General features: G+C 59.1%; 22 protein-coding genes and 1 tRNA gene. 12 read left to right on the top strand and 11 right to left on the bottom strand.

Going from position 1 to position 24,714, the window contains the following annotated elements:
- Positions 1-18: 18 nt before the first annotated feature.
- From hisD to SHM7688_RS19820, 5 genes are read right to left on the bottom strand one after another with little or no spacing between them, the layout of a single operon-like run.
- The gene (gene hisD / locus SHM7688_RS01315; RefSeq protein ID WP_058238228.1) at positions 19-1,320 is read right to left on the bottom strand and encodes a histidinol dehydrogenase; all 1,302 of its coding nucleotides are present in this window, start codon (positions 1,318-1,320) and stop codon (positions 19-21) included.
- Between the two features lie 51 nt (positions 1,321-1,371).
- Complete coding sequence (locus tag SHM7688_RS01310; RefSeq protein WP_058238227.1) at positions 1,372-1,875, bottom strand: GNAT family N-acetyltransferase; 504 nt, start codon at positions 1,873-1,875, stop codon at positions 1,372-1,374.
- Complete coding sequence (locus tag SHM7688_RS01305) at positions 1,872-2,351, bottom strand: DUF2948 family protein (RefSeq protein ID WP_058238226.1); 480 nt, start codon at positions 2,349-2,351, stop codon at positions 1,872-1,874. Before SHM7688_RS01305 ends, SHM7688_RS01310 begins: the two co-directional genes overlap by 4 nt.
- Complete coding sequence (gene murA, locus SHM7688_RS01300) at positions 2,348-3,616, bottom strand: UDP-N-acetylglucosamine 1-carboxyvinyltransferase (protein WP_058238225.1); 1,269 nt, start codon at positions 3,614-3,616, stop codon at positions 2,348-2,350. Before murA ends, SHM7688_RS01305 begins: the two co-directional genes overlap by 4 nt.
- Positions 3,616-3,792, bottom strand: a complete 177-nt coding sequence (locus SHM7688_RS19820) for a hypothetical protein (protein WP_188128133.1) — start codon at positions 3,790-3,792, stop codon at positions 3,616-3,618. Before SHM7688_RS19820 ends, murA begins: the two co-directional genes overlap by 1 nt.
- Positions 3,793-3,879: 87 nt before the next feature.
- Here SHM7688_RS19820 and SHM7688_RS01295 point away from each other — a divergent pair.
- From SHM7688_RS01295 to SHM7688_RS01260, 7 genes are all read left to right on the top strand, one after another.
- A tRNA-Thr gene (locus SHM7688_RS01295) sits at positions 3,880-3,954 on the top strand.
- 816 nt (positions 3,955-4,770) lie between these two features.
- Entirely contained in the window at positions 4,771-6,723 is a 1,953-nt protein-coding gene (locus SHM7688_RS01285) for a Hint domain-containing protein (RefSeq protein WP_058238223.1), read from the top strand.
- 135 nt (positions 6,724-6,858) lie between these two features.
- The gene (locus tag SHM7688_RS01280; protein ID WP_058238222.1) at positions 6,859-7,641 is read left to right on the top strand and encodes an HpcH/HpaI aldolase family protein; all 783 of its coding nucleotides are present in this window, start codon (positions 6,859-6,861) and stop codon (positions 7,639-7,641) included.
- A 392-nt stretch (positions 7,642-8,033) separates the two neighbouring features.
- The gene (locus SHM7688_RS01275; protein ID WP_058238221.1) at positions 8,034-9,578 is read left to right on the top strand and encodes an ABC transporter ATP-binding protein; all 1,545 of its coding nucleotides are present in this window, start codon (positions 8,034-8,036) and stop codon (positions 9,576-9,578) included.
- Positions 9,575-10,654, top strand: coding sequence for an ABC transporter permease (locus SHM7688_RS01270; protein WP_058238220.1), 1,080 nt, complete (start codon positions 9,575-9,577; stop codon positions 10,652-10,654). Before SHM7688_RS01275 ends, SHM7688_RS01270 begins: the two co-directional genes overlap by 4 nt.
- Entirely contained in the window at positions 10,654-11,574 is a 921-nt protein-coding gene (locus tag SHM7688_RS01265) for an ABC transporter permease (protein ID WP_058238219.1), read from the top strand. Before SHM7688_RS01270 ends, SHM7688_RS01265 begins: the two co-directional genes overlap by 1 nt.
- A 43-nt stretch (positions 11,575-11,617) precedes the next feature.
- Positions 11,618-12,697, top strand: coding sequence for a BMP family ABC transporter substrate-binding protein (locus SHM7688_RS01260; RefSeq protein WP_058238218.1), 1,080 nt, complete (start codon positions 11,618-11,620; stop codon positions 12,695-12,697).
- Positions 12,698-12,766: 69 nt separating this feature from the next.
- On the opposite strand, the gene SHM7688_RS01255 is transcribed toward SHM7688_RS01260, so the two are convergent.
- Positions 12,767-13,888 carry a linear amide C-N hydrolase gene (locus SHM7688_RS01255; protein ID WP_199556604.1) on the bottom strand — a complete coding sequence of 374 codons (1,122 nt, stop codon included), beginning with the start codon at positions 13,886-13,888 and terminating at the stop codon, positions 12,767-12,769.
- Positions 13,889-13,980: 92 nt separating this feature from the next.
- Positions 13,981-15,108 carry a hypothetical protein gene (locus SHM7688_RS01250; protein WP_058238216.1) on the bottom strand — a complete coding sequence of 376 codons (1,128 nt, stop codon included), beginning with the start codon at positions 15,106-15,108 and terminating at the stop codon, positions 13,981-13,983.
- 343 nt (positions 15,109-15,451) lie between these two features.
- On the opposite strand from SHM7688_RS01250, the gene SHM7688_RS01245 reads away from it, so the two are divergent.
- Entirely contained in the window at positions 15,452-15,952 is a 501-nt protein-coding gene (locus SHM7688_RS01245; protein ID WP_058238215.1) for a fasciclin domain-containing protein, read from the top strand.
- Positions 15,953-16,081: 129 nt separating this feature from the next.
- On the opposite strand, the gene SHM7688_RS01240 is transcribed toward SHM7688_RS01245, so the two are convergent.
- From SHM7688_RS01240 to trxB, 3 genes are all read right to left on the bottom strand, one after another.
- Positions 16,082-18,157 (bottom strand): bifunctional sulfate adenylyltransferase/adenylylsulfate kinase, encoded by a 2,076-nt coding sequence (locus tag SHM7688_RS01240; protein WP_058238326.1) that lies wholly within the window; start codon positions 18,155-18,157, stop codon positions 16,082-16,084.
- 115 nt (positions 18,158-18,272) lie between these two features.
- The gene (locus SHM7688_RS01235; RefSeq protein WP_058238214.1) at positions 18,273-19,952 is read right to left on the bottom strand and encodes an adenylate/guanylate cyclase domain-containing protein; all 1,680 of its coding nucleotides are present in this window, start codon (positions 19,950-19,952) and stop codon (positions 18,273-18,275) included.
- 186 nt (positions 19,953-20,138) lie between these two features.
- Complete coding sequence (gene trxB / locus SHM7688_RS01230) at positions 20,139-21,080, bottom strand: thioredoxin-disulfide reductase (RefSeq protein ID WP_058238213.1); 942 nt, start codon at positions 21,078-21,080, stop codon at positions 20,139-20,141.
- Positions 21,081-21,297: 217 nt separating this feature from the next.
- Here trxB and SHM7688_RS01225 point away from each other — a divergent pair, with 217 nt between their 5' ends.
- Positions 21,298-21,798: an Lrp/AsnC family transcriptional regulator gene (locus SHM7688_RS01225; protein WP_058238212.1), complete on the top strand. Its 501-nt coding sequence runs from the start codon at positions 21,298-21,300 to the stop codon at positions 21,796-21,798.
- 47 nt (positions 21,799-21,845) lie between these two features.
- Positions 21,846-22,508, top strand: a complete 663-nt coding sequence (locus SHM7688_RS01220) for a hypothetical protein (protein ID WP_058238211.1) — start codon at positions 21,846-21,848, stop codon at positions 22,506-22,508.
- Between the two features lie 3 nt (positions 22,509-22,511).
- On the opposite strand, the gene SHM7688_RS01215 is transcribed toward SHM7688_RS01220, so the two are convergent.
- A complete protein-coding gene (locus SHM7688_RS01215; RefSeq protein ID WP_058238210.1) occupies positions 22,512-23,534 on the bottom strand; it encodes an AraC family transcriptional regulator in 1,023 nt (340 codons plus the stop codon).
- Positions 23,535-23,725: 191 nt separating this feature from the next.
- On the opposite strand from SHM7688_RS01215, the gene SHM7688_RS01210 reads away from it, so the two are divergent.
- Both SHM7688_RS01210 and SHM7688_RS01205 read left to right on the top strand, forming a co-directional pair.
- Complete coding sequence (locus SHM7688_RS01210) at positions 23,726-23,953, top strand: hypothetical protein (protein ID WP_058238209.1); 228 nt, start codon at positions 23,726-23,728, stop codon at positions 23,951-23,953.
- Positions 23,954-24,189: 236 nt separating this feature from the next.
- Positions 24,190-24,639 (top strand): NAD(P)H-dependent oxidoreductase, encoded by a 450-nt coding sequence (locus tag SHM7688_RS01205; RefSeq protein ID WP_058238208.1) that lies wholly within the window; start codon positions 24,190-24,192, stop codon positions 24,637-24,639.
- Positions 24,640-24,714: the final 75 nt, after the last annotated feature.

Below are 24,714 nucleotides of genomic sequence, written 5' to 3'. Positions count from 1 at the left end.
CAAAGCCCCTGCGCCCCGTCAGGAGTTCAGCGCATCCAGTCGCGCACGTACGCTCAGCCCATGCGCCTCAAGACTTTCAGAAATCGCAAGGGTTTCGGCAGCAGGGCCAATCGCCTTAAGCGCTTCTGGTGTCATTTTGGACAGCGTGGTGCGCTTGATAAAATCCATCACCGAAAGGCCCGAGCTGAACCTTGCGGACCGCGCCGTGGGCAGGACGTGATTGGGCCCGCCAACATAATCCCCAATGGCTTCCGGCGTATATTGGCCAAGAAAAATCGCGCCCGCGTGGGTGATCTTGTCAGACAGCGCATCCGGATCTGCCACGCAAAGCTCCAAATGTTCCGGCGCGACCCGGTTTGAAAGCGCGGCCGCAGTCTCCAAATCTGGCACCGTGATCACCGCGCCATAATCCCGCCAGCTCGCGCCCGCAATCTCTCGGCGTTCCAGCGTTTCCAGACGTTTATCCACCGCCGCGGCCACCGCTTTGCCAAAATCCGCATCATCCGTAATCAGGATCGACTGTGCACTTTCGTCATGTTCAGCCTGCGACAACAGATCCAGCGCAATCCAATCCGGCGTGTTGTCCTTATCGGCAATCACCAGAATTTCGCTGGGGCCTGCGATCATATCAATGCCGACCTTGCCAAAGACCCGCCGTTTGGCCGCCGCAACAAAAGCATTGCCCGGCCCCGTGATCTTATCCACCGGCGCGATGGTGTCCGTGCCATAAGCCAGCGCCGCCACAGCCTGCGCCCCACCAATACGGTAGATTTCATCGACACCGGCCAGTTTGGCGGCCAACAGGACCAGCGGATTGGCCACCCCATTCGGGGTTGGCACCACAATCGCCAAACGCTCCACGCCCGCCACTTTGGCGGGGATCGCATTCATCAGCACGGAGGACGGGTAGCTCGCCAGACCACCGGGCACATAAAGCCCCGCCGCAGACACAGGCGTCCAGCGCCAGCCAAGCATGGCTCCGCTTGCGTCGGTCCAGCTGGCATCCTCAGGCATCTGGCGCGCGTGATAGGCACGCACCCGCTCTGCCGCCAGTTCCAGCGCGGCACGATCCGCCTCTGTCACCTGCGCACAATAGGCCTCAATCTCTTCTTCGGAAAACCGCAGCGTTTCCGGCGTCAGTTCCAGACGGTCAAACTTCGCTGTCAGTTCGATCACCGCCGCATCGCCACGATGGCGCACATCTGCGATGATATCTGCCACAACGGCATCCACATCCGGGCTGTCTTCGCGTTTGGCACCCAAAAGCGCGGTGAAGCTGGCCTCAAAGTCGGCATCCTGTGCATCAAGAAAAACGGGCATTGCGATCTCTCCGAAAACGTTGCGCCTTCTTAGACCGCGCCTGCCCTGTCCTCAAGCGTTGCGCGGCGTATCCAGCTGTTTGAGCATCAGCAAATCGTCGCGGGGCACACCGTCGATCACAACGGACCGCGGCCTCAGCCCGATCTGCACAAATCCAAGGCGCTCATACAGAGCTCGCGCCGGCGCATTTTCTACATCCACACAGAGCTCCAGCTGCAAGATCCCTGCAGCGCTGGCTTCTGCTTCTACGGCCGCCATCAAAGCACGGGCCGCACCGGCCCGCCTGGCCTGCGGATGCACATAGAGCGGGCCGATGTCGGCCATATGCCGCAGCCGTGTCACGCCCCCGCGCCGCATGGCCAGAAAGCCCATAAGCGCCTCGTCCTGAAACCAGCCGATCACCTCGCCACCAGCCAGCTTGGCCAAAAGCGCGGCTTCCCCGGTGGCCACCACCTCCTCAGCCGTCAGCAGAAAGGCCGAGGGTTCCTGCGAAACCCCCATCATCCAAAGCGCGCGATAGGCCGAAAGATCCGCCGCCGTGAGGGTCCGGATCATTCGGGATGCTGCGGCGCATTGCGTGACACCGCCATGTAAGGCCGCGTCACATCCTTTACGGAAACTTCAAGCGCCTCGACCTTCAGGCGAATCGCCCCATCACCCGCCAGCGTCAGAATCACAGCCCCCTCCGCATCTTCGCCCGGCTCAAAGGCAATCGAGAGCAGCGACAGAATCGTATCAGCATCCCCGCGCGCCACGCCCTGAGAGGCCACGCTCAGCACATTGTCGATCACCAGAAGGCTTTGCACCCGCTCCACCGTCCGCTTGCGCAGCTCCGCAGCCTTCAGATCTTCCCAGCGGAATCGATTGAGCAGCACGGCAAAGCGGCGCTCTTTGGGCAGCCACTGCATCTCGGATGCGGGAAACACCGCATCCTGCGTCAACGACGACAGCACCTGGAGGTCTTCCCCATCCAGCGCTCCGAGATTCAGCGGGCGGTCACCGCCGTCTTCAAACCGTGCATCCTGTGTCACTGATCCTTGACCCTTTCAATATGGGCCCCCACGCCGCCCAGTTTCTCTTCGATTTTTTCATACCCGCGATCAAGGTGATAGACCCGGCTCACAATGGTTTCGCCTTCCGCCGCAAGTCCGGCCAAAATCAACGACACAGAGGCGCGCAGATCCGTTGCCATCACCTGCGCCCCCTTGAGGCGCTCCACCCCATGCACCGTGGCCGTACCACCATGCACTTCGATATTGGCGCCCATACGGATCAATTCCGGCGCGTGCATAAAGCGGTTCTCAAAGATCTTTTCTTCCAGAACCGATGTGCCTTCCGCTGTACACATCATTGCCATGAACTGCGCCTGAAGATCGGTTGGGAAGCCCGGAAACGGCTCTGTGGTCACATCCACCGCTTTCACACGACCGTTTTTGCGGGCCACTTTGAGACCTTTCTCCGTCTCCTCCACGTCGATACCCGCCTCATGCAGCTTGGCCACAAAGCTTTCGACCAGATTCAGACGTCCGCCCAGAAGTTCCACTTCTCCACCGCAGAAGGCGGGGGCGAGCATAAAGGTGCCCAGTTCAATACGGTCGGTCACCACCGGGTGTGTCGCCCCATGCAGGCGATCCACCCCCTGCACCGTGATTTCACTGGTGCCATCCCCCTCAATCTGTGCGCCCATGGCCCGCAGGCAATCGGCCAGATCGACAATTTCAGGCTCGCGCGCGGCATTCTTGATCACCGTGGTGCCCTTCGCCAGCGTCGCGGCCATCAGGATGTTCTCTGTTGCACCAACAGAAGCAAAGGACAGCTCCATCACGGCACCTTTCAGGCCGTTTGGTGCCTTGGCATGGAGATAACCGTCCTTCAGCTCAATCTCTGCCCCGAGCTTCTCAAGACCAAAGATGTGCAGATCCATCGGACGCGCACCAATCGCACAGCCCCCAGGCAGGGACACAACCGCATGTCCAAGACGCGCCAGCATCGGGCCCAGCACCAGATTGGAAGCGCGCATTTTGCGCACGATGTCATAATCCGCCACATGATTATTGATGTCGTGGCTCGACATGGCCAAGACCTTGCCATCCTGCAGGCTGGTCACCTCAGCCCCCAGAGAGCCAAGTAATTGGCTCATGGTCTTGATGTCGCTCAGCCGCGGCGCATTGGTCAATGTCAGCGGCTCTTCGCTCAAAAGCGTTGCCGGCATCAACGTCAGACAAGCGTTTTTCGCTCCTGCAATCGGAATCTGCCCATTGAGCGGCCCGTTGCCGCGTACGATAATCGAATCCATTAATCCTGCCTTTTAGTATCTTCTATGCCCGAGTCGCGGGGCGTATCTGTTGCTGCACGCGCTTTTGCCTGCGCTTTGCGGCGCCCCATATTGGCTTTCAAGGCCGCTTTCAGCCGATCTTCTCGGCTCTGAGCAGTTTTTTGGGCTTTATTTTTAGGGGTCGTTTTGCGTTCCATGCACTTTCCATACATGAGGTGCAAAAAAGGGTCCAGATTGCGCTTGCACCCGTCGAAATTTGCGCCTAAACACCGCGCCACGGTAACGCTGCTGTAGCTCAGTGGTAGAGCGCACCCTTGGTAAGGGTGAGGTCGGGAGTTCAATCCTCCCCAGCAGCACCACCGAGTTTTCCAAACATCTTCGATTATTGATACGTGCGATAGTGCGCTTGATTTGCGTTACTCGCTTATCCACTGCCATGCATGACTGCACAGCAGAACACGCAACTTGCCAGCCGCCAACGCTCAACGCTCCTCTGGGCATCGGCGAAGCTCCGCCCATGCACCACGTTCCCCCAATGCAGCGGCATCCATATTTGGCCTGAGAATGCGCAAAACAGTGTCAAACGAGTCGCAAAGCGATTCGCCTCATTTCGTATAGGCACCCTCCCCGAAAGTTTACGAATTTCATCCAATATTGCCAAATGCCGGCAAGTTGTTCGCGAATTTCAAACAATTAAATTTCGACATCACCTTAGCTTGAAACACCGCCCAGCCAGCGCCCCCTCCAGACGCATTGGTGCGCATTTGGAAACAACCGCCCAACCTTAGCCAGAATTGAAGCAACCCATTAACGAACAATGGCAGAATCAAGGCGCCCAACCCCCAAGTTTCATGCCTCTGCCCTATAATGAGCAGAAACAATCTCACTGCGCAGAGATTGAGCGACCACCAAAAACCACACCTATGCAGGGCGTATTTAGAGCCGCTTTTCCTCAAATTTTGCAGGTTTTTGTTTCTTCACCTCCCTGTTTCAATCATATTTGACTCAAGTCCACTGGGGGACTGAGTTCTGGCTTGGGGCAGCCAACTGATTTTGTGAAGGGCATCCTGACGATGTCGCTTGCGAACGCTGTTCAGCGTCGTGTGTCTATTGCAGTGGGCGCACCCTGATCCTGTTCGCGCAGTGGCGGCGTGGTCGGGTAGAAAGAGGGTATTATGGCTGATCCAAACGGTCCGGGAATCGTGGATGGTTCCGAAACCGACGACACGATCAATGTAGGTTTCACCGATTCCAATGGCGACACTGTCGACAACAGCGGCAATGTCATTAGCGCTCAAGATGGCGACGACAGCATTCACGCTGGCGCGGGCGATGACACGATCTTTGCCGGCGACGGTGATGACACTGTGCGCGCTGGCGACGGTGATGACATTGTGGCGGGCGATGAAGTGGGCCTGCCTGACGGCAACGACACACCGGGGGACGATCTGCTCGCTGGCGAAGGCGGCAGTGATACCATTGACGGCATGGATGGTGATGACACGATCTATGGCGGCTATGCTCCCGGCACCACTCCGGTCCCTTCTTCGGGTGGTATCGAAAGCTTCAACTGGGATGGCGTTGGCACACCGGCGGATGGCGACAGCCTGACCGGCCCTTTCGTACAGGACACCGGTTCTGTCACAGTCACTTACACAACCACCGCGACCACAGGCGGCTCCAGCACCTTTGAAGATGACACACAGCTGCTGGGTGGCGTGAATACCGGCACCGAAACCGGCAACACCGACAGCTCGGTCCGCTCGACCACCGGTGCAGGCGAAGGCGCAACCACGTCACAGACGCTCGCCTTCTCTGAAACTGTGGAAAATGCTCAATTCCGCATCAACGACATGGATGAAAATGCGGTTGTGAAAGTCATCGCATGGGATGCTGACGGCAACCTCATTGATGTCAGCATGACAGCCGAAGACATGTCAAACCTGCATCTGGTGGACATTGACGGGTTCGGCGGGCGCGAAGCCGCGATTTCCGGCGGCACCTCAACGGGCGATTCTGAAACCGCAGCCAATTCGGTTCTGGTCAACATTCCCGGTCCCGTGGCCCGCATCGAGGTCCGCCTCGTCAACCTCAGCGACACGCCCGCGGATGTCACCGTCACGGACATCTTCTTTGAATCTGGAGATGGCGCCATTCCGGTGGATGGCGGCGACTTGCTGACAGGCGGCGATGGCGACGATTTGATCTTTGGTCAGGAAGGCGATGATACCGTCTCCGGTGGTGCTGGCAACGACACCCTCGCCGGGGGCACAGGCGCAGACCAGCTGGAAGGCAATGATGATCAGGATCTCTTTGTCATCAACTCTGCCGAAGAAGGTATCGGCGACACTATTTTGGGTGGCGACGGTGGCCTGGATGCTGACCGTATCGACATCTACGGTGAACGTGGCGTGGACTGGCGCGTCAGAGACCTGACCACCGACAGCGACGGAAATGGCTTTGACGGCACCATTGAGTTTCTCGATGGCGTTGGCGGTGTGACCGGCACGCTGGATTTTGAAAACATCGAAGCCGGTGCGGTCATCGTCTGCTTCACGCCGGGCACCAAAATTCTTACGCCTCTTGGCGAAGTGGCTGTTGAAACCCTGCGAGAAGGCGATCAGGTCGTCACCCGCGACAACGGGTTGCAGCCTATTCGCTGGGCTGGCCGCAAGCATCTCACTGCACAACAGCTGGCAGAACGCAGAGAACTGAGCCCAATCCTGATCAAACAGGGCGCATTGGGCCCCAACCAACCAGAGCGCGACATGATGGTCTCTCCAAGTCACCGCATGCTGTTGGTGTCCGAGCAGGCAGAACTGATGTTTGATGAGCGCGAAGTCTTGGTCGCGGCCAAACACCTGCTGCATCTTGATGGTGTTGAGAAAGCCGTCGTTGACGGTGTCGATTACATTCACTTCATGTGTGACAACCATGAGGTGGTGCTCGCGGATGGTGCCTGGAGCGAAAGCTTCCAGCCCGGTGAATACACCATGGATGGCATGGGCAAAGAGCAGCGCGCCGAAATCTACGCGATTTTCCCGGAGCTGCGCGAAGAGGCCGGTCTGGCAAATTACACCGCCGCACGCCTCTCGCTCAAGCGACATGAAGCCCAGCTTTTGGGCTGATCACTGCCACAAAGGCGTCTTTTGACAGGTCGGCCCAAGGGTCGGCCTGTTTCTTTTCCAGCCCCAACGTCTGGACACCGGCCTGCTTCCGCGCTCAACTCCCTCCAACAGAAGATCACAACTGCCGGAGGCCTCATGCCCGCACCTCTCAACCCGTTCAAAGCCGCTTTGGCACAGAAAAAACCACAAATCGGCTGCTGGATGACCTTTGGCGACGCCCTTGCCGCCGAATTGATGACCACAACAGGCTTTGATTGGCTGGTTGTGGATGGCGAACACGGTCCAAACGACATCCGCTCGATCACAGATCAACTGCGCGTCCTCTCCCCCACTTCAAGCCACGCCGTCGTGCGTGTGCCGATCGGCGAGGACTGGATGCTGAAACAAGCGCTGGACGCTGGCGCACAAACCGTGCTGGTGCCCATGGTGGACACCGCCGAACAGGCCGCCGGGGTGGTCCGCGCCTGCCGCTACGCGCCCGAAGGCGTGCGGGGTATGGGCGGCTACGGCGCACGTGTCACCAACTTTGGCGCCATCGAGGATTATGCCACCACCGCCAACGCGCAAATCTGTGTTCTGGTACAGGCCGAAACCCGCGCCGCCATAGCCAATCTCGATGACATTCTTGCCGTAGAGGGCGTGGATGGGGTCTTCATTGGGCCAGCAGATCTCTCCGCCGATATGGGCTACCCCGGCGATCTGACCGCGCCAGAGGTCCAGACTGTGATCGCCGATGCCATCACCCGCATCACCGCCGCAGGCAAAGCCGCCGGAATTCTCACGCTGTCTCTGGAAGGGGCCAAAACCTACCTCGATCTTGGCGCCACCTTCGTGGCGGTTGGCATCGATACCGTGCTGCTGGCCAACACCGCCCGCGCGCTGTCCCGCGATGCCAAATCCCTCATCTCCGACGACTAGCGCATGCTACTCGCACCCGGCCCCCTCACCCCCGCCTCCAAGCGCCCTGAGGGAGTCGGCCCCGGAAAATGGCGTCACTTGGCAACGCTTGAGAGGCCGTCTGAGGACACCTGCCCCAAGGGAACTTGCATAAAAATTGCGCAACAGCACAACTTCCCTAGCTGCAACTCTTTATAGGAATTGTTGAAAATAGACTGGCGTACCCCTTAAAAACCAAGGATATGAGGGGTGGCTGGCGGACGAGTCGCGCCCTGCTGGTCCTGATGCAGAAATGGGCTTGGGAAGTTTGTCTTGCAGACTCCGGGGCCCCGTTTTTAGGGTGAGCGCGCTATAAAACAAGCGGTGTGCCAGTTTAGCGAGGTTGGCCGGAACCGCACCGCAGGGGGACGCCAATGACAACACCGCTACTCTCCATCAAGGGGCTGACCAAAGCTTATCCCGGCGTGGTGGCCAATGATGACGTCTCCTTTGACATCGGACACAACGAGGTTCACGCCCTGCTTGGCGAAAACGGGGCAGGCAAATCCACACTTGTGAAAATGATCTACGGCCTTGTGAAGCCGGACAGCGGCACCATGACATGGAACGGCCAGCCCTTTGCCCCGTCTGAGCCCAAAGCCGCCCGCGCCTCAGGCGTGGCCATGGTGTTTCAGCACTTCTCGCTATTTGACGCACTGAGCGTGGCAGAAAACGTCGCCCTTGGCATGGAAAACCCACCGTCCATGCGCGACCTCGCCCGCCGCATCCGCCGCGTGTCCGAAACCTACGGCCTGCCGCTCGATCCTAACCGCACCGTGGGCGATCTCTCAGCCGGGGAACGTCAGCGCGTCGAAATCATCCGCTGCCTGCTGCAAGATCCCAAGCTGCTGATCATGGATGAGCCCACCTCGGTTCTGACCCCGCAAGAGGTCGACATCCTGTTTCAGACCCTGAACAAGCTGAAGGCAGAGGGCACCTCGATCCTCTATATCTCTCACAAGCTCGAAGAGATCCGCACCCTCTGTGACCACGCCACCATTCTGCGGCTTGGCAAAAACGTTGGCGAATGTGTGCCTGCTCAAACCTCTGCACGCGACATGGCGGAGATGATGGTGGGCGACACGCTGCAAACCCCGACCCGCACCACCGAAAAAGCCGGCGATGTGGTGTTGGATGTCTCCGGCCTCACTCTGGAGCCCAGCAATCCATTTGGCACCACGCTCAAGAACATTCATTTCACCGTGCGTGCGGGCGAAATTCTGGGCATCGGCGGTGTCGCAGGCAACGGACAGGATGAACTTCTGGCCGCCCTGTCAGGCGAAGCGCTGACATGGCCTGACGCCATCAAGGTCAACGGCAAGGATGTGGCCAACCTTGGCCCCAACGCGCGTCGTGATCTGGGCATTCTCGCCGCACCTGAGGAACGTCTCGGTCACGCCGCCGCGCCGGATCTGAGCCTGACAGAAAACGCCCTGCTGACCGGCGCCATCCGCGAAGGCCTCTCTAACAAGGGATTTGTGAACTGGTCCAAGACGGCAGAGTTTGCCGATAAGATCATCAAACAGTTTGACGTGCGCACCCCCGGCAACCATGTGGCTGCGCGCGCCCTGTCTGGCGGCAACCTGCAGAAATTTGTCATTGGCCGCGAGGTCCTGCAACGGCCCGAAGTTCTGGTGGTCAATCAGCCCACATGGGGCGTGGATGCCGCTGCAGCCGCCTCCATCCGTCAGGCTCTGCTCGATCTCGCCGCCGGTGGCGCCGCCATCGTGGTGATCTCTCAGGACCTCGACGAACTCATGGAAATCTCTGACCGCTTCGGCGCGCTGAACGAAGGCCGCATGTCCGACATCCGCCCTGCCGCCGGTCTCACCATTGATGAAATCGGCCTGATGATGGGCGGTGCCCACGGCATGGAAGTTGCCAATGTTGGTGACCAACAAGAAGGAGCAGGCGCATGATCGCGCTACAAAAACGCCCCACCCCGTCGCGTGCGCTCTCGCTCGCCACCCCCCTCATTGCAGTGCTCATCACCATGATCATGGGCGGCGCGCTCTTTGCCGTGCTCGGCAAGAACCCGTTGGAAGCCATCCGCACCATTTTTTATGATCCGGTGTTTGGCGAATTTGCCTTCTACTACCGCCCACAGCTTCTGGTGAAAGCCGCGCCCTTGGTGCTGATCGCCATTGGCCTCTCGCTGGGCTTTAAGGCAGGCATCTGGAACATCGGGGCCGAAGGTCAATACATCATCGGGGCCATCTGCGGCGCCGCCGTGGGGCTGGCCTTCTATCCCACCGAAAGCCGCCTGATCTTCCCGCTGATGATCTTGGCTGGGGCCTTGGGCGGCTGGGCCTGGGGCATGATTCCTGCCTTCCTGAAAGTGCGCTTTGGCACCAATGAAATCCTCGTGTCGCTGATGCTGGTCTATGTGGCCGATCAGCTTCTGGCCTCCATGTCCCTTGGCCTGCTGCGCAACCCCGAAGGCATGGGCTTTCCCGGCTCCCGCAACTTCTCTGATTTCCCGGCCGCCTCCAGCTGGATCAATGAGGCCGCAGGCCTGCACTGGGGCATGGCCTTTGCCTTTATCGCGGTGATCTTTGCCTATGTGCTGCTCAACCGCCATATCCTTGGCTTCAACATCCGGCTCACCGGTGAAGCCCCGCGCGCCGCACGGTTTGCCGGCGTGAACCCTACCCGCCTGATCCTCTTCTGCCTTGGCACTTCCGGGGCGCTGGCTGGTCTGGCCGGGCTGTTTGAGGTCACCGGGCCGTCTGGACAAATCAACATCGACTTCGCCTCTGGCTATGGTTTCACCGCCATTATCGTGGCCTTCCTCGGTCGCCTGCATCCGGTCGGCATTCTGCTCGCGGCGCTGCTGATGGCGCTGACCTATGTGGGCGGCGATCTCGCGCAGGGCAACTTGGGCCTGCCCTCTGCGGCCATTCAGGTCTTCCAAGGCATGCTCCTGTTCTTCCTACTCGCGCTTGACCTGCTCACCAACTATCGCGTCGTCCTGAAAAAGAAGGGAGCCGCATAATGGATCTCTCAGCCATCAACCCCGTCCTGCTGATCGCTTCCCTGATGGTGGCGGCCACCCCGCTCCTTCTGGCCGCGATTGGCGAACTCATCGTGGAGAAAGCCGGCGTGCTCAACCTCGGCGTCGAAGGCATGATGATCATCGGCGCCATCGCAGGCTTTGCCATCGCGGTGGAAACCACCTCTCCAATGATGGGCCTGCTGGCCGCCATGGTCGCAGGCGCGGTGCTCTCCCTGCTGTTTGCCTTCCTGACCCAATTCGCACTGGCCAATCAGGTGGCCTCCGGCCTCGCCCTCACGCTCTTTGGCCTTGGTCTGTCGGCGCTCATGGGCCAATCCTATGTGGGCATCAAACCCCCCGCCATGGCCACGCTGGACATCCCGGTGCTGTCTGACATCCCGGTGCTCGGCCCGATCCTCTTCTCCCATGATCCGGTGCTTTACATCGGCATCGCCCTCACCGCAGCTGTCTGGTGGTTCCTCAAAAAATCCCGTGGCGGCTTGATCCTGCGCGCGGTTGGCGAAAGCCACGATGCCGCCCATGCGCTGGGATATAACGTCATCCGCGTGCGCATTCTGGCGATCATGTTTGGCGGCGCCTGCGCAGGCCTTGGCGGTGCCTATATTTCGCTCATCCGCGTGCCCCAATGGACCGAAGGCATGACCGCTGGCATCGGCTGGATCGCGCTCGCCCTTGTGGTGTTCGCCTCTTGGAAACCTTGGCGCGTTTTGCTGGGCGCCTATCTTTTTGGCGGTATCAACGTTTTACAGCTCAATCTACAGGCGGCAGGTATTGCCATACCGGTGGAATACTTGGCAATGTCACCGTATCTGATAACCATCCTCGTTCTGGTCATCATGTCGGCTGACAAAAGCGGCGCGCCCGCCTCACTTGGCCGCACTTTCCATGCCTCGCAATGAGGTAGACTACAAAAAACTGCCACTAACAGGGGGACTTCCCGAAATGAAACTGACCAAACTTCTGACAGGCGCCACGCTGGCGCTGGGTCTGGCAACCACTGCGATGGCCGACCCAACCAAAGTGGGCTTTGTTTACGTTGGCCCAGTGGGCGACGGCGGCTGGACCTATGAGCACGACAAAGGCCGCAAGGCAGTTGAGGCCGCGTTTGGCGACAAAGTGGAAACCACCTTTGTTGAAAACGTGCCAGAGGGTGCCGATGCCGAGCGTGTGATCACCCAGATGGCGCTGCAGGGCGCGGACCTGATCTTCACCACCTCTTTTGGTTACATGGATCCAACCATCAACGTCGCCAAAAAATTCCCAAAGGTGAAGTTTGAGCACGCCACTGGCTACAAGCAGGCCGACAACGTCTCTGTCTACTCCGCACGCTTCTACGAAGGCCGCGCGGTTCAGGGCCACATCGCGGGCCACATGACCAAGACCAACAAAATCGGCTACATCGCCTCCTTCCCAATCCCAGAAGTGATCCGCGGCATCAACTCCGCCTACATCCACGCCAAGAAGGTGAACCCGGATGTCGAATTCTCCATCATCTGGGCCTACACATGGTTTGATCCAGCCAAAGAAGCCGACGCTGCCAAGGCGCTGATCGAGCAGGGCGCGGACGTGATCCTGCAGCACACCGATTCCACCGCACCACAGGCCGCGGCACAGGCCGCAGGCAATGTGATCACCTTTGGTCAGGCCTCTGACATGGGCGAATACGCACCCTTCCCACGCGTGTCCTCCATCATCGACGAATGGGGCCCCTACTACGTGGCACGTACTCAGGCTGTCATGGACGGCACATGGGAATCTGTCTCCACATGGGACGGCATCGGCGCAGGCATGGTTGGCATCGGTGAAATCTCTGACGCGGTTCCAGCGGACGTGAAAGCCGAAGCACTTGCACTGGTTGATGCACTGGCAGACGGCTCCTACCACGCCTTCACCGGCCCGCTGAACAAGCAGGACGGCACCCCATGGCTGGCCGAAGGCGAAGTTGCGCAAGATTACAGCGACGACGGTCTGGCCGGCATGTCCTTCTACGTCGAAGGCATCACCGCCGAGATCCCGAACTAAGCTGTTTCTCTCTGAAACACGAAAGGCCCGCCAATCTGGCGGGCCTTTTTGTTTGGTCGTGCACCTGTTTTACGGCTCAGGTGTCAACTCCAGCACATCCTGCGCTTTGTTGCGATCCAACGGAATATGAGTGACCCCCTCCCCCTCAAAGCTCACCTTGTTCAGATCGACACTGCGCAGGCGTCGATTGTGTTGCGTATGGAAGTAAAGCTTGCCCTCGGCCAGATCCCAGCCAGATGTCCAGATCGTAGAGCTGCGCATGTCGTCAGGGACCACGGCCCCGTCAGAACCTTCCGCTCCCCCCAGCGGCAGATTGAAATTGTCCAGAATACGGAACAGCTCATAGGCGGTTTCTGCAGTGGTCGACGTGGGCCGCGCTGTCTGTGTCCAGGCCACCGCTCGCACAAACCGCGACGGCGGCGTGTTGTCTCCGGGCAAGCCAATCATGCCACTCCCTGCGCCAAGCGGCGCAAAATCCGTCTCCGACAGGTTGCGAGACGGCAGGGCAACCGGTGAGAGGTTGAGATAGTTGTTCAGATTGGTGATGTGCCAGTCATATTCCGGCGCATTGGTGATCACCCCAAGCGGCGCATCAAAAAACTGCACCGCCCCATCGGCATATTCAATCACCAGCGCCTTGCCCGATGGTTCAACCACCATCCAATGCGCCTCCACAGGAATGCCAATCGCCTCTTCCACCACAGGCACAACACGCACCTGCGACAGACCCGCCTTCACCTCTTCAATCGTGGCATATTGCGTCAGGATATAGCCCAGCACATCCACGGCCGTGATCGTATTGGCCGCCTCTGCTGCGTCATAGGGCGCATAGCTGGCAAAGCCCGGATGGTAAAACATCCCCGCGGCCAGCCCGGCTTCATTCATCCCATCCGCCAGCAGGTCCTTTTCCAGCATATCAAGCGCCACAACGCCATATTTGGCCTCCCAGCTCTTGCCGCTTGGCCCTTCCGGTGTGCTGCCTGTAAAGACATGACCGCGCGGCACAATTGCCACGCGCGAATTTAGATCAAACGCCCCCCATTCCATAGAACGCCCATATACAACGCCGCCATCCTGCGCCGTCAGCCGAATGCCGGTACAGGCATCAGCAAAGCTTGGCATGGTCAGCACGCCCATGGCAAGTGCCGCCACCATGGGCGCAAAGCGCCCCTTGCGAACAAAGGAAAACATCATCCTATCCTCATTACTGTGGTACTGAGCACACGGTATGAGGGTGACACCCTCCAATCAATCGCCGCAGTGTCGCATAGGGATCTAGCCCCTCAACGTGCAATCGCGCTCAGTGGCACGCCCGCATCATAAAGCGCATAGAATGGCAGTTTCACGGAGGTTGACTGCCCATAAGGATCCACGCCGGACAAATCCGCCAAAACATCCTCCAGAGGCCCATCTGGCCAAACATCCGCAAAGCGGAGATCAACATGAATATGCGGCACCTCTGCCCGCCCATTGTACGGATAGGTCTTTTCCGCATTGTAGCGTTTCATATTGCTGAGAAGAGAACCAATCCGGTCATCGCTCACAACACAGACATATTGCTGCCGTCTCTCACCATAAAGACGGATGGCCCAATATTCCTGATCGTTTTTGAAATAGCTGCCAACCTGATCTTCTTTGTAGCTGCCTGTGCGAAGATCTGCGAAGCGGGATGCCGCGTCCGTCAATCCTGGGGAGAGATCAAGATGCCGCATATAGGCCGCCTCACACAGATGCACGAGATTGGCCTTCTTGATGCTCGTGGGCGCGACAAGACTGTCCACAAGCACATCGCTCATCACGGCCTCTCCCACCGTGTCGATCCAGTGCATCTCCTCCCCCGGCGTGGCAATGGTCTGACGATAGAGATATTGATTGAGCGCCCGCGCCTCATCAAATTGCGTCAGATGGATATCAAAGAGCCCCTGAGAATGACGAATGCCCACGCGGTAGGCCCATTCCACCTCAGAGTCATCATAGCTCCCCCCATCCGGCAACACGAGATAGGGCGCATGAAATCCCAGCCGGGCACCGGGCTCGATATTGCGAGACGACGACGCAACCCCAAGAGATCCCTCCGAAACACTCCCGCCGAGCCACGCAATAGCACAGGCAGAGGCGCAGGTGTGGCCCGCAAGAACACGCGTATTCATCTGCTTGTTCCAGATCACCTCAAACAGCTTCAGCCCCTCAAGGAAATTCCCGCCACCGCTGTTCAGACAGAGGGTCGCCCCGCCCGCACCAAAGGTGTTCAGCGCCTCCACTTTCGCCGCATCCCCTGCAACCACGTCTCCGCTGTAATAATAGGTGCAGCGATCGTCCCACTCTCCAACGGTTTCAATTGTCGCTGCACGCAGCCCAGTGGCGCAAAATACGCCAAACACCAAAGCGATGGTGCGTTCAAATAGTGTCATCAAATATGTCCTTGGCGTTTCCCCAATGCCCCGACCATACCCACCCGTCAATCCAGATCCAGAGTTTTCGTCACCGCAGCCGCATATCCCTGTGCAACCCTTATTTCGTCAACCAGTCCACTCACGTCACTTAACGCATCAAGATCTGCCATGACGAAGCGGTTTCGCCTTGGAAACCGCGTGGCAACTGACAGGGCCCCTCTGATCACGCAGGCTTCACAAAAACGTTTATTCATTTATTTCATATACTTAAAAACAAAAAACTATCCCTTTGAGATCTTTCCCTGATCCAAATGAACTGCCCTCCCCGTAGATTTCACGTCAACATTGGAGAGGAAATAACATGTTCAGACGCACCTTTATCGCTTCCGTAATGGGCGTAGCCATGGCCGTCACCGGCGCGACATTTGCCTTCGCAGATGGCCACGGCAAAAAAGACATTATAGACACCGCCGTCGGCGCGGGCAGCTTCACCACCCTCGTCGCCGCAGTACAGGCCGCCGGTCTGGTGGATACCCTGAAAGGTGAGGGCCCTTTTACGGTTTTTGCCCCGACCGACGAGGCCTTCGCAGCCCTGCCTGCGGGCACAGTGGAAACCCTGCTGAAACCCGAAAACAAAGATCAGCTGGTCGCCATCCTGACCTACCACGTGGTGCCATCCAAAGTGATGTCCGGTGACATCGCAGGCAAAAAAGCCAAAGTGCTGACCGTTGAAGGCAACCGTCTGAACGTGAACGCCAAAAGCGGCGTGAAAGTGAACGATGCCAAAGTGGTCTCCGCCGACATCGGCGCGTCCAATGGTGTGATCCACGTGATCGACAAAGTTCTGATCCCAGAGGGCTAACCTCCCCTCACTGGCAAGCACAGGCAACGCGTCAATCCCCATGTACGACGTTGCTCTGTCCCCAAGCCAGTCACAAAAAGAGGCCCGCAACAGCTGCGGGCCTCTTCAAATATCTCACTGTGGGGCGGATCAGCCGGAGATCAGACCCATGCTTTCCAGCTTCAGGATCACCTGATGGGCGCAGTTGTCCACATCGGTGCCTTCGGTTTCAAGGCTCAGCTCTGGATCAACAGGCACATCATATGGATCGGAGATACCGGTGAACTCTTTGATCTTACCTTCCCGCGCCAGCTTGTAGAGGCCTTTGCGGTCACGGCGTTCACATTCCTCAATCGAGGTCGCCACGTGGACTTCCACAAAGGCACCGAAAGCTTCGATGTCTTCGCGCACGGCGCGGCGGGTGGTGGCATAAGGCGCGATTGGCGCACAGATCGCGATACCACCGTTTTTGGTGATCTCGGAAGCCACATAGCCGATACGGCGGATGTTGAGGTCACGGTGCTCTTTGGAGAAGCCCAGCTCGGAGCTGAGGTTCTTACGCACGATGTCGCCATCCAGAAGCGTTACAGGACGACCACCCATTTCCATCAGCTTCACCATCAGCGCGTTTGCGATGGTGGATTTGCCGGAGCCGGAGAAGCCGGTGAAGAACACGGTGAAACCCTGCTGCGCGCGTGGCGGCTTGGTTTTGCGCAGCTCTGTCACCACCTCAGGGAAGGAGAACCACTCAGGGATTTCCAGACCTTCGGCCAGACGGCGGCGCAGCTCGGTGCCGGAGATGTTCAGGATGGTGACATCGTCTTTGTCCTGAATTTCATCCATAGGCTCATACTGCGCGCGCTCCTGCACCCACACCATGTGTTTGAAGTCGACCATTTCGATGCCGATTTCTTCCTGATGCGCGCGGAACAGGTCCTGTGCATCATATGGGCCGTAGAAGTCTTCGCCTGCGGAGTTCTTGCCGGGGCCAGCGTGGTCGCGGCCAACGATGAAGTGGGTGCAGCCGTGGTTGGCGCGGATCAGACCATGCCAGACCGCCTCACGTGGGCCCGCCATGCGCATCGCCAGGTTCAGCAGGGACATGGAGGTGGTGGATTGAGGATATTTGTCCAGAACCGCCTCATAGCAGCGCACGCGGGTGAAGTGATCCACATCGCCCGGCTTGGTCATGCCCACAACAGGGTGGATCAGCAGGTTGGCCTGCGCTTCTTTGGCGGCGCGGAAGGTCAGCTCCTGGTGCGCGCGGTGCAGCGGGTTACGTGTCTGAAACGCAACCACTTTGCGCCAGCCCATTTTACGGAAATAGGCGCGCAGCTCATTTGGTGTGTCGCGACGGGCGCGGAAGTCATAGTGCACAGGCTGCTGGATGCCGGTCACCGGGCCGCCGAGGTATACTTTGCCCGCGTGGTTGTGCAGGTAGTTCACCGCTGGGTGCGCATCATCGTCCGCACCAAACACTTTTTCGGCTTCGCGCGCTTTGTTTGGCACCCAGTTGTCGGTCACGGTCATGGTGGCGAGGATCACGCCTTCCTGATCGCGCAGCGCGATGTCCTGGCCCGCTTCCAGAGACGCAGCAAAATCTTCGTTCACGTCCAGAGTGATCGGCATGGGCCACAGAGAGCCGTCCGCCAGACGCATGTTTTCCACAACACCGTCATAGTCTTCTTCGGTCAGGAAGCCCTTGAGCGGGTTGAAGCCGCCATTCATCAAAAGTTCCAGATCGCAGATCTGGCGGGGGGTCAGATCCCAGCTGACCAGATCACCCGCTTCGACTTTCAGCTTCTGAGCGCTCTCATAGGAGACATAAAGCTCAGGAATCGGAGCCAGATTATTTTGCATTGGATGTGTCCTGTGTTTGATAGGGACGAGGCCGCTTGCCGAGCCTGTCAGTTCCGCATGCAGCGCGTCATACTCTGCAAGTTTGCGGGCGAGGAATTGATCTGTGAGCCGCACTTTCTCCACTGCGCCGCGCGCGGTCAGTGAATAGGCAAACCTCTGTCGCTTGTCCGGGCCAGCACGATCACTAATGGTGATCAGCCCGGCATCCGCCGCTGCACGCAATTGCGCGTTCAACCGCCCCAGCGAGATGCCCACCGCCGCCGCGGTGGCGCGCTGAGAAGCTTCCGGCGCAACATCTAGCTGGCGCAGGAGCCGGAAGAGCAGGTCTTCCTCATCGGACTTGGGATTTGTGGTCTGCAACGACATCAACAAACGACTCAAAGTGTGTTCACGCATGAACACATATGTTGTGATCTCGATTTCTCAAAGCATTATTTCATCCACCGGCGAAAAAATGCTGCAACTGCAGCATCTGCGACTGTCACGCCACAGCGGCAGGCATCAGGATTTCACGCAAGTCACTGCCAATCTGCACCGGCAGCGCCAGCATCGGTTCAGCGACGCCGCGCAGCTCAAGAATCTCAAGATCCAGCACATCCACATCCTGCCCCACAGCCCGCAACGCACTTTCAGACACCAAAAGCTCCACCCCAAGCTCCTTGGTCGCGCCCTCCAGACGACTGGCTGCATTCACCGTATCACCAATGATCGTGCGCGGCGCATGCTGTGCGGCGCCAATTTCCCCAATAACCAAAGTGCCGGAATGCACCCCCATGCCAATCGCCACCGGCTGCGCCTTTTCCGATCGCAGCGCCTGATTGAATGTTGCCAGTGCAGAGCTGATGCCAATCGCGGCTTCCATGGCGGCCCGCGCGCTGGCCGCCTCATCTTCCTGCTCAAACACCGCCAGCAACCCATCCCCGAGATATTTGTCCACCGTGCCACCGGCGCCGGTGATCGACGGCACAATCGCGTCAAAAAACCGGTTCAGAAGGAAAACCACATCATAGGGCAACTGCCCTGTCGTCCGCGCTGTGAACCCACGCATGTCCAGAAACAGGATCGCCATCTGACGCTCCTGCCCAAGGCTCTGATGCGCCCGCGCCTGCTGTCCGTCGCTTCGATAAACCCGCAAAACCGTGGCGGGCTCCTTGGGGCGCAACTGACAGGCCAGCCGCGCGTTGGGGGGCGCATTCACCGCCGCCAGACTGGCGGCTTCGCTGGCCGCTGCTGTCGGCAGCGCCTCAAGACCCGCCTCAACGATCACACGACAGGTCGTGCACCGCCCGCGCCCACCGCAAAGCGCCATATGCGGCACACCGGCAGTGCGCGACATCTCCAAAAGCGTCATCCCCGGCTGCCCCTGAATTTCGGGGCCATCCACATATTGAATGCGCACCGCCCGGCGCGCACCAAGCAGCTTGCGCCCCAGATATATCGTCGCCACGCAGCCCAAAATCGCCAGAAAAACGCCAAGCCCCATCCGGTGGATCTCCGCCAGCCGGGCAAAGCCCTCTGCGGTCGGAAACCCATAATCCGCACGCAGCTGCGCCCCTGTGTTCGGGTCAAACAACCGCAGCTTCTGCAAGCGCCCCTGCGTCAGAAACCCCGCCAAGGCAAAGCCGGGAAAAAGGCTGGCCACTCCCATCAAGACCGGCAGGTTCCTGCGCCACCATGGCACCACCCGCAACCACATATGCAACCCGATACAGCCATGGATCCAAACCACCAGAACCAAGGCTGCCTGCTGCCAGCCGCTCTTGCTGTCCCAGATCAGCCCGGTGATGTAGCCCATATCAGGATCGACACCGAACCAATTTGTGGCAAACCGGGTGTGCACCACATGGATCATCACCAGAAATGGGATCGCCACCCCCAAAATGACCTGCGCAACCTCATGCATCGGCATCCGCAAGGTGCGCCGCATGGCCAGACGATACAGCGCAAGCCCCATATGCGTCAGCAGCGCCCCGTAGAGCAGCGCGCCACCAACAGGGTTGCTGATCAGCCGCGACAACTCCCGCTGCGACTGCTCCATCCACTCCGCCGAGAACAGCCCCAGCCCCACACTGATCAGATGCCACAGCGTATAGGCAAACAGGATCAGCCCCGACACAATACGCGTCTTCACCCGCCAATTGCCCTGCCACAAGCCCCGCATACGCCGCTGTCCTTCCCTCATTCTCCTGCTCAACCCTGTCCAAGCCGCCGCCCTCGGTCAAGGCACAGACACCTCCGCAAGACTGCACAATGGTATCAACTTCCAGAGAGAAAGGCGCATGGGCGCACCACAAAAAACGGGGGCGCAGCCCGTGCCACGCCCCCGCCTTCACATCAGTTCATGCCGTCAGCTGTTTTCAGCAACGAACCGCTCCGCATCCAGCGCCGCCATGCAGCCCATGCCCGCAGAGGTCACCGCCTGACGGTACACATGATCGGTCAGATCGCCTGCCGCAAACACACCGGGAATGGAGGTCTTGGCCGTTCCCGCCTCAACCTTCACATAGCCGCCATTGTGCAGCTCCAGCTGATCTTTCACCAACTCGCTTGCCGGCGCATGGCCAATCGCGATGAACACCCCTTTTGCCGGGATCTCGGTGATCTCACCGGTCTCCACGTGTTTCACCTTCACGCCGGTGACGCCCTTGGGCATCTCATCGCCCACAACCTCTTCCAGCTCATGGAACCACAGCGTTTCGATCTTCTCGTTCTTGAACAGACGATCCTGCAGGATCTTCTCGGCGCGCAGCTCATCACGGCGGTGGATCAGCGTCACTTTGGAGGCAAAGTTGGTCAAAAACAGTGCTTCCTCAACGGCGGTGTTGCCGCCGCCCACAACCACGATCTCCTGACCGCGATAGAAGAACCCGTCACAGGTCGCACAGGCGGACACGCCAAAGCCTTTGAACGCCTCTTCGCTTTCCAGCCCAAGCCACTTGGCCCGCGCACCGGTGGCGAGGATCACGGCGTCAGCAGTGTAAAGCGTGCCGCTGTCCCCCTTGGCTTTGAAGGGGCGCGCGCTCAGATCCAGATCGGTGATGATATCGCCAATGATCTCACAGCCCATTGCCCGGGCGTGCTCTTCCATCTTCATCATCAGCTCAGGCCCCTGCACCTCCACAAAGGACGGCCAGTTTTCCACTTCCGTCGTGGTGGTGAGCTGCCCGCCCGGCTCAATGCCCTGCACCAGCACCGGCTCCAGCATGGCCCGGCTCGCATAAACGCCCGCTGTATAGCCCGCCGGCCCGGACCCAATGATCAGAACCTTGGTGTGTTTTGTCTCGGCCATGACGGCACCTTTCTGCGTTGCAAATTCAAAGTCGACAGCCGATATAGCCATCCCGGCGCATCAGGAAAAGCCCATCACGGAAAAGCGAACCAACCTGCCTGCAAAATCGCCACCTTCGAGAAAACCGTAAAAGGATATTGCGCTATCACGAAACATAATTGCGCAACCTCCCTTAAGTGATATAACAACCGCAAATCTGACAAACGAGACGAGAGACATGCCCGGACACCGGCTTGATCCGATTGATCGCAAAATCCTCGCAGAGCTTCAGGCGGATGGCCGCATGACAAATGTGGAGCTGGCCAAACGCGTCGGCATCTCTGCCCCGCCCTGTCTGCGCCGCGTGCGCACGCTGGAAGACTCCGGCTATATCCGTGGCTACCATGCCGATGTCGACAGCCGCGAGCTGGGCTTTGAGGTACAGGTGTTTGCCATGGTCGGCCTCGTCAGCCAGGCCGAAGCAGACCTCTCTGCCTTTGAGGGCCGCTGCCGCGAGTGGCCTTTGGTGCGCGAGTGTCACATGCTCAATGGCGAGGTGGATTTCATCCTGAAATGCGTCGCCCCTGATCTCTCCACCTTCCAAACCTTCCTGACCGAAGAGCTGCTTAAGGCGGACAATGTGGCCAGCGTGAAAACCTCTCTGGTCATCCGCGGCGCCAAGGACACCCCCGGGGTCCCCTTTGAAGTGCTCGAAGAGCGCCTGAGCCGGGACGCCTGACGCACCCCGGCCTGCCCCTCTGTATTTCTGTATTTGGAGTCTGAGACATGTTTTGGTCTCGCCCCACCGTATCAGACGACATGGCAGAGTGGATCGCGGAAAGCTTTGACTGGTATGAGGCCCGCTTCCCCACACCGGACAGGCTGATCCTGCCCACAGCGGCCTTTTTCTCCGCCAGGAAAGGCGCACCTCAGGACACCGCCGCACAGGTGCTCGCCGACATACAGCGCCATCTGGGCAACCAGATGACGCTCGCCCTCTCTCCCTTGGGGGTTGTACCGGCCGAATACCGCCACAGCTATCAATCCACAGGCGATGTTGCTGGCACGTTTCAGAGTGACGGTGAGACCGCGCTGATCACCTATGACCCAGAGCTTCTCAATCGCCCGATCTCATTGATCAACACATTGGCCCATGAGGTCATGCATGCACAGCTTCATGATGTGGTCGACGATTTTCCCGGCGGCATCCAAGCCCATGAGCTGGCCACGGACCTGAGCTGTATCATTGCGGGGTTTGGGGTCATTCAGCTGCAAAATGCCGATGACCTCGGCTGGTCCGGCTACCTGCGCCAACCCACCCGCGCCTACGCGCTGGCCAGCTTCCTGCACCGGCGCAACATCCCCCTCCAAAACGCCCGGCCCCATCTTTCTGCCCGCTCATGGAAGCTGCTTAAGAAGGCCGCCAAAGAACAGGCCGCGCAAGCATAGCCCTCAAGGGCGCAAAGCCCCATCCTGAAGGGACAAACGATAGGCTTTGGGTGACTGCCCTGACCAACGTTTGAAAGCCCGCGAAAAGGCGCTCTGCTCGGAAAACCCCGTCAAAAACGCAATCTCCACCAGAGAGTAGCTCGACGCCGCAACAAGCTGCTGCGCCAATTGATGCCGCGCCTGATCCACCAGCGCCTGAAAGGTCTTGCCGCGCTCCGACAGACGCCGCTGGAACGTGCGCTCCCCCAGCCCCATAAGAGAAGACACCTCCGACAAATGCGGCACCCCGCCACTCAGCAGTTTGGCGATTTCCTCAACCACCTGCGCCTCGAATGGCAAGGCTTCGCCATCCAGTTGCTCCAGCGCCTGATCAAGCTGCTGCGTCATATATTCCCAGATCGCCACATCACCCAGCGCACTGGCCTGCGTCACCTGTGCCATGTCAAAGATCATCGCATCTGTTTCGGCCCCAAACTGCGGTTCACAACCGAAATGGGTCACCAGCGTCTCAATCGACCCTTCGCGCTCGTGCACAAACTGCACATGCCTGGGCGTCAGCGCCGTGCCTGTCGCCTCCCGACATAGGGTCAAGGTGGTCGCCAGCGCCGCTTCATGCGACAGCGCCGCCCCCAGCCGTGTCACCGGCGGGCCCTTCACCGACCAGACATATTGATCGCCCCTCTGCTCGGCATAGAAATCAGACACACGGTTGTGCAGGCGAATGTATTGCGAAATCCGCTGAAACCCCTGCTGGATGGTCGGCGCGGTTTTGAACGCCAAGCCAAAGACCCCAAATTCGTCACACCGCATGCTGGCGCAGGTCTTCATGTGAAACTGCAAATCCGGCCATTCGCTTTCTGCGATGGTCTCCAGCAGATCCAGATACAGCGGAAAAGGCACCATGACAGCGGGGTCCTGTGCCGTCTCAGGCGTCAGATCGACCATTTCATAAAGCGGCGCTTTGTCTGAAAGACGCACCGCATTGGCAATCTGCTTTCTCGCATAAATCGAAGAAATGGCGGCCACGGCCCACCTCACATAAAAAACTTGTATCTGACAGCACGCCCGCCTGTCGCGATCACGGGCATGTGACGTGCATCACAGGCTTTGACGCCTGCTGTCAAGTCTTTGGCATGCCCTGTCAATATTCGTGACCCAACGTTGGTTTACTGATCGGTAACTCCAGCAGCAAACTGCACAAAAGAAAGGACTGAGAGATGTTTCCCTCCCTGCCCACCATCGCCAAAACTGTTGTCCTGACCATCTTCGGCAGCGGGCTGACCATCGCCACCGGCGCATTGGTGCTTGGTCTTGGCAGCACCCCACTGCGCGCAGATCCAGCACATGCCTGCGCTGCCAATGTGCCATCCGCCCCCACCTCCGCATTGCCTGCCCCCTCCGGACCACGCCCCCCGCTCCTCATCCCCGGAGACGCTGACAAGTGATCCCATTCGGGGCAGTTTTCATCCCATTTCTCTGCCCCGATCCCGGTCGCACGCTTCCCGCGCTTCCCAGGCGCTGTGCGACCATTCCTCCCGACCCCAACGTCCTGTCGTTTCCTTTGTTGGGGTCGGGCTTTTACTCCCCTGTAAAACCATAAAACTTTCAGCTTGCCCTCAAGTTAGGTTGAGATCCTAGGCTACCCTCAATTGCATCTGCACGGCACGTCAAAGAGGTCAAAATGCACGTTCTCACCGTTCTGGATCACCCAAACCCACACGCCTTCAGCGCCGCTGCCGCACGTCGCTTCATGGCCGGTGCCGAAGCCGCCGGTCACACCACCGAACTGGCCGACCTGCACGCCGAAGGTTTCTCCCCCATCTGGTCGATGGAAGACATCAGCAGCAACGGCACCACAAACCTGCCTCCGGATCTGCCTGAAGAACACGCGCGTATCGCGCGGGCTGATGCGATCTGTCTGGTATTCCCGCTCTATTGGTGGGGCATGCCTGCCATGATGAAGGGATGGGTGGATCGGGTCTGGTGCTGGGGCTGGGCCTATGACCAACTCGACACGCCCGACGCCTCCCTTCAGCCGCCGCGCAGTGGGCTGTTGCTGGTCCCCGCCGGTGCCAGCTCTGATGAGATCGACAGCACAGGTCAGCGTGCCGCACTTGACCCAGCCCCTTGATCCGGGCCGTTTGGATGTAGAATCCGTTCCTGTTTCTTTCTTGTGATTAGGTTGCGGTCAAGGCCTGCTGAGCGG

The organism is Shimia marina, assembly GCF_001458175.1.
GTDB classification, from domain to species: domain Bacteria; phylum Pseudomonadota; class Alphaproteobacteria; order Rhodobacterales; family Rhodobacteraceae; genus Shimia; species Shimia marina.
The sequence above is the reverse complement of the archived record's forward strand: the minus strand, read 5'-3'. Positions and strand labels throughout refer to the sequence as shown.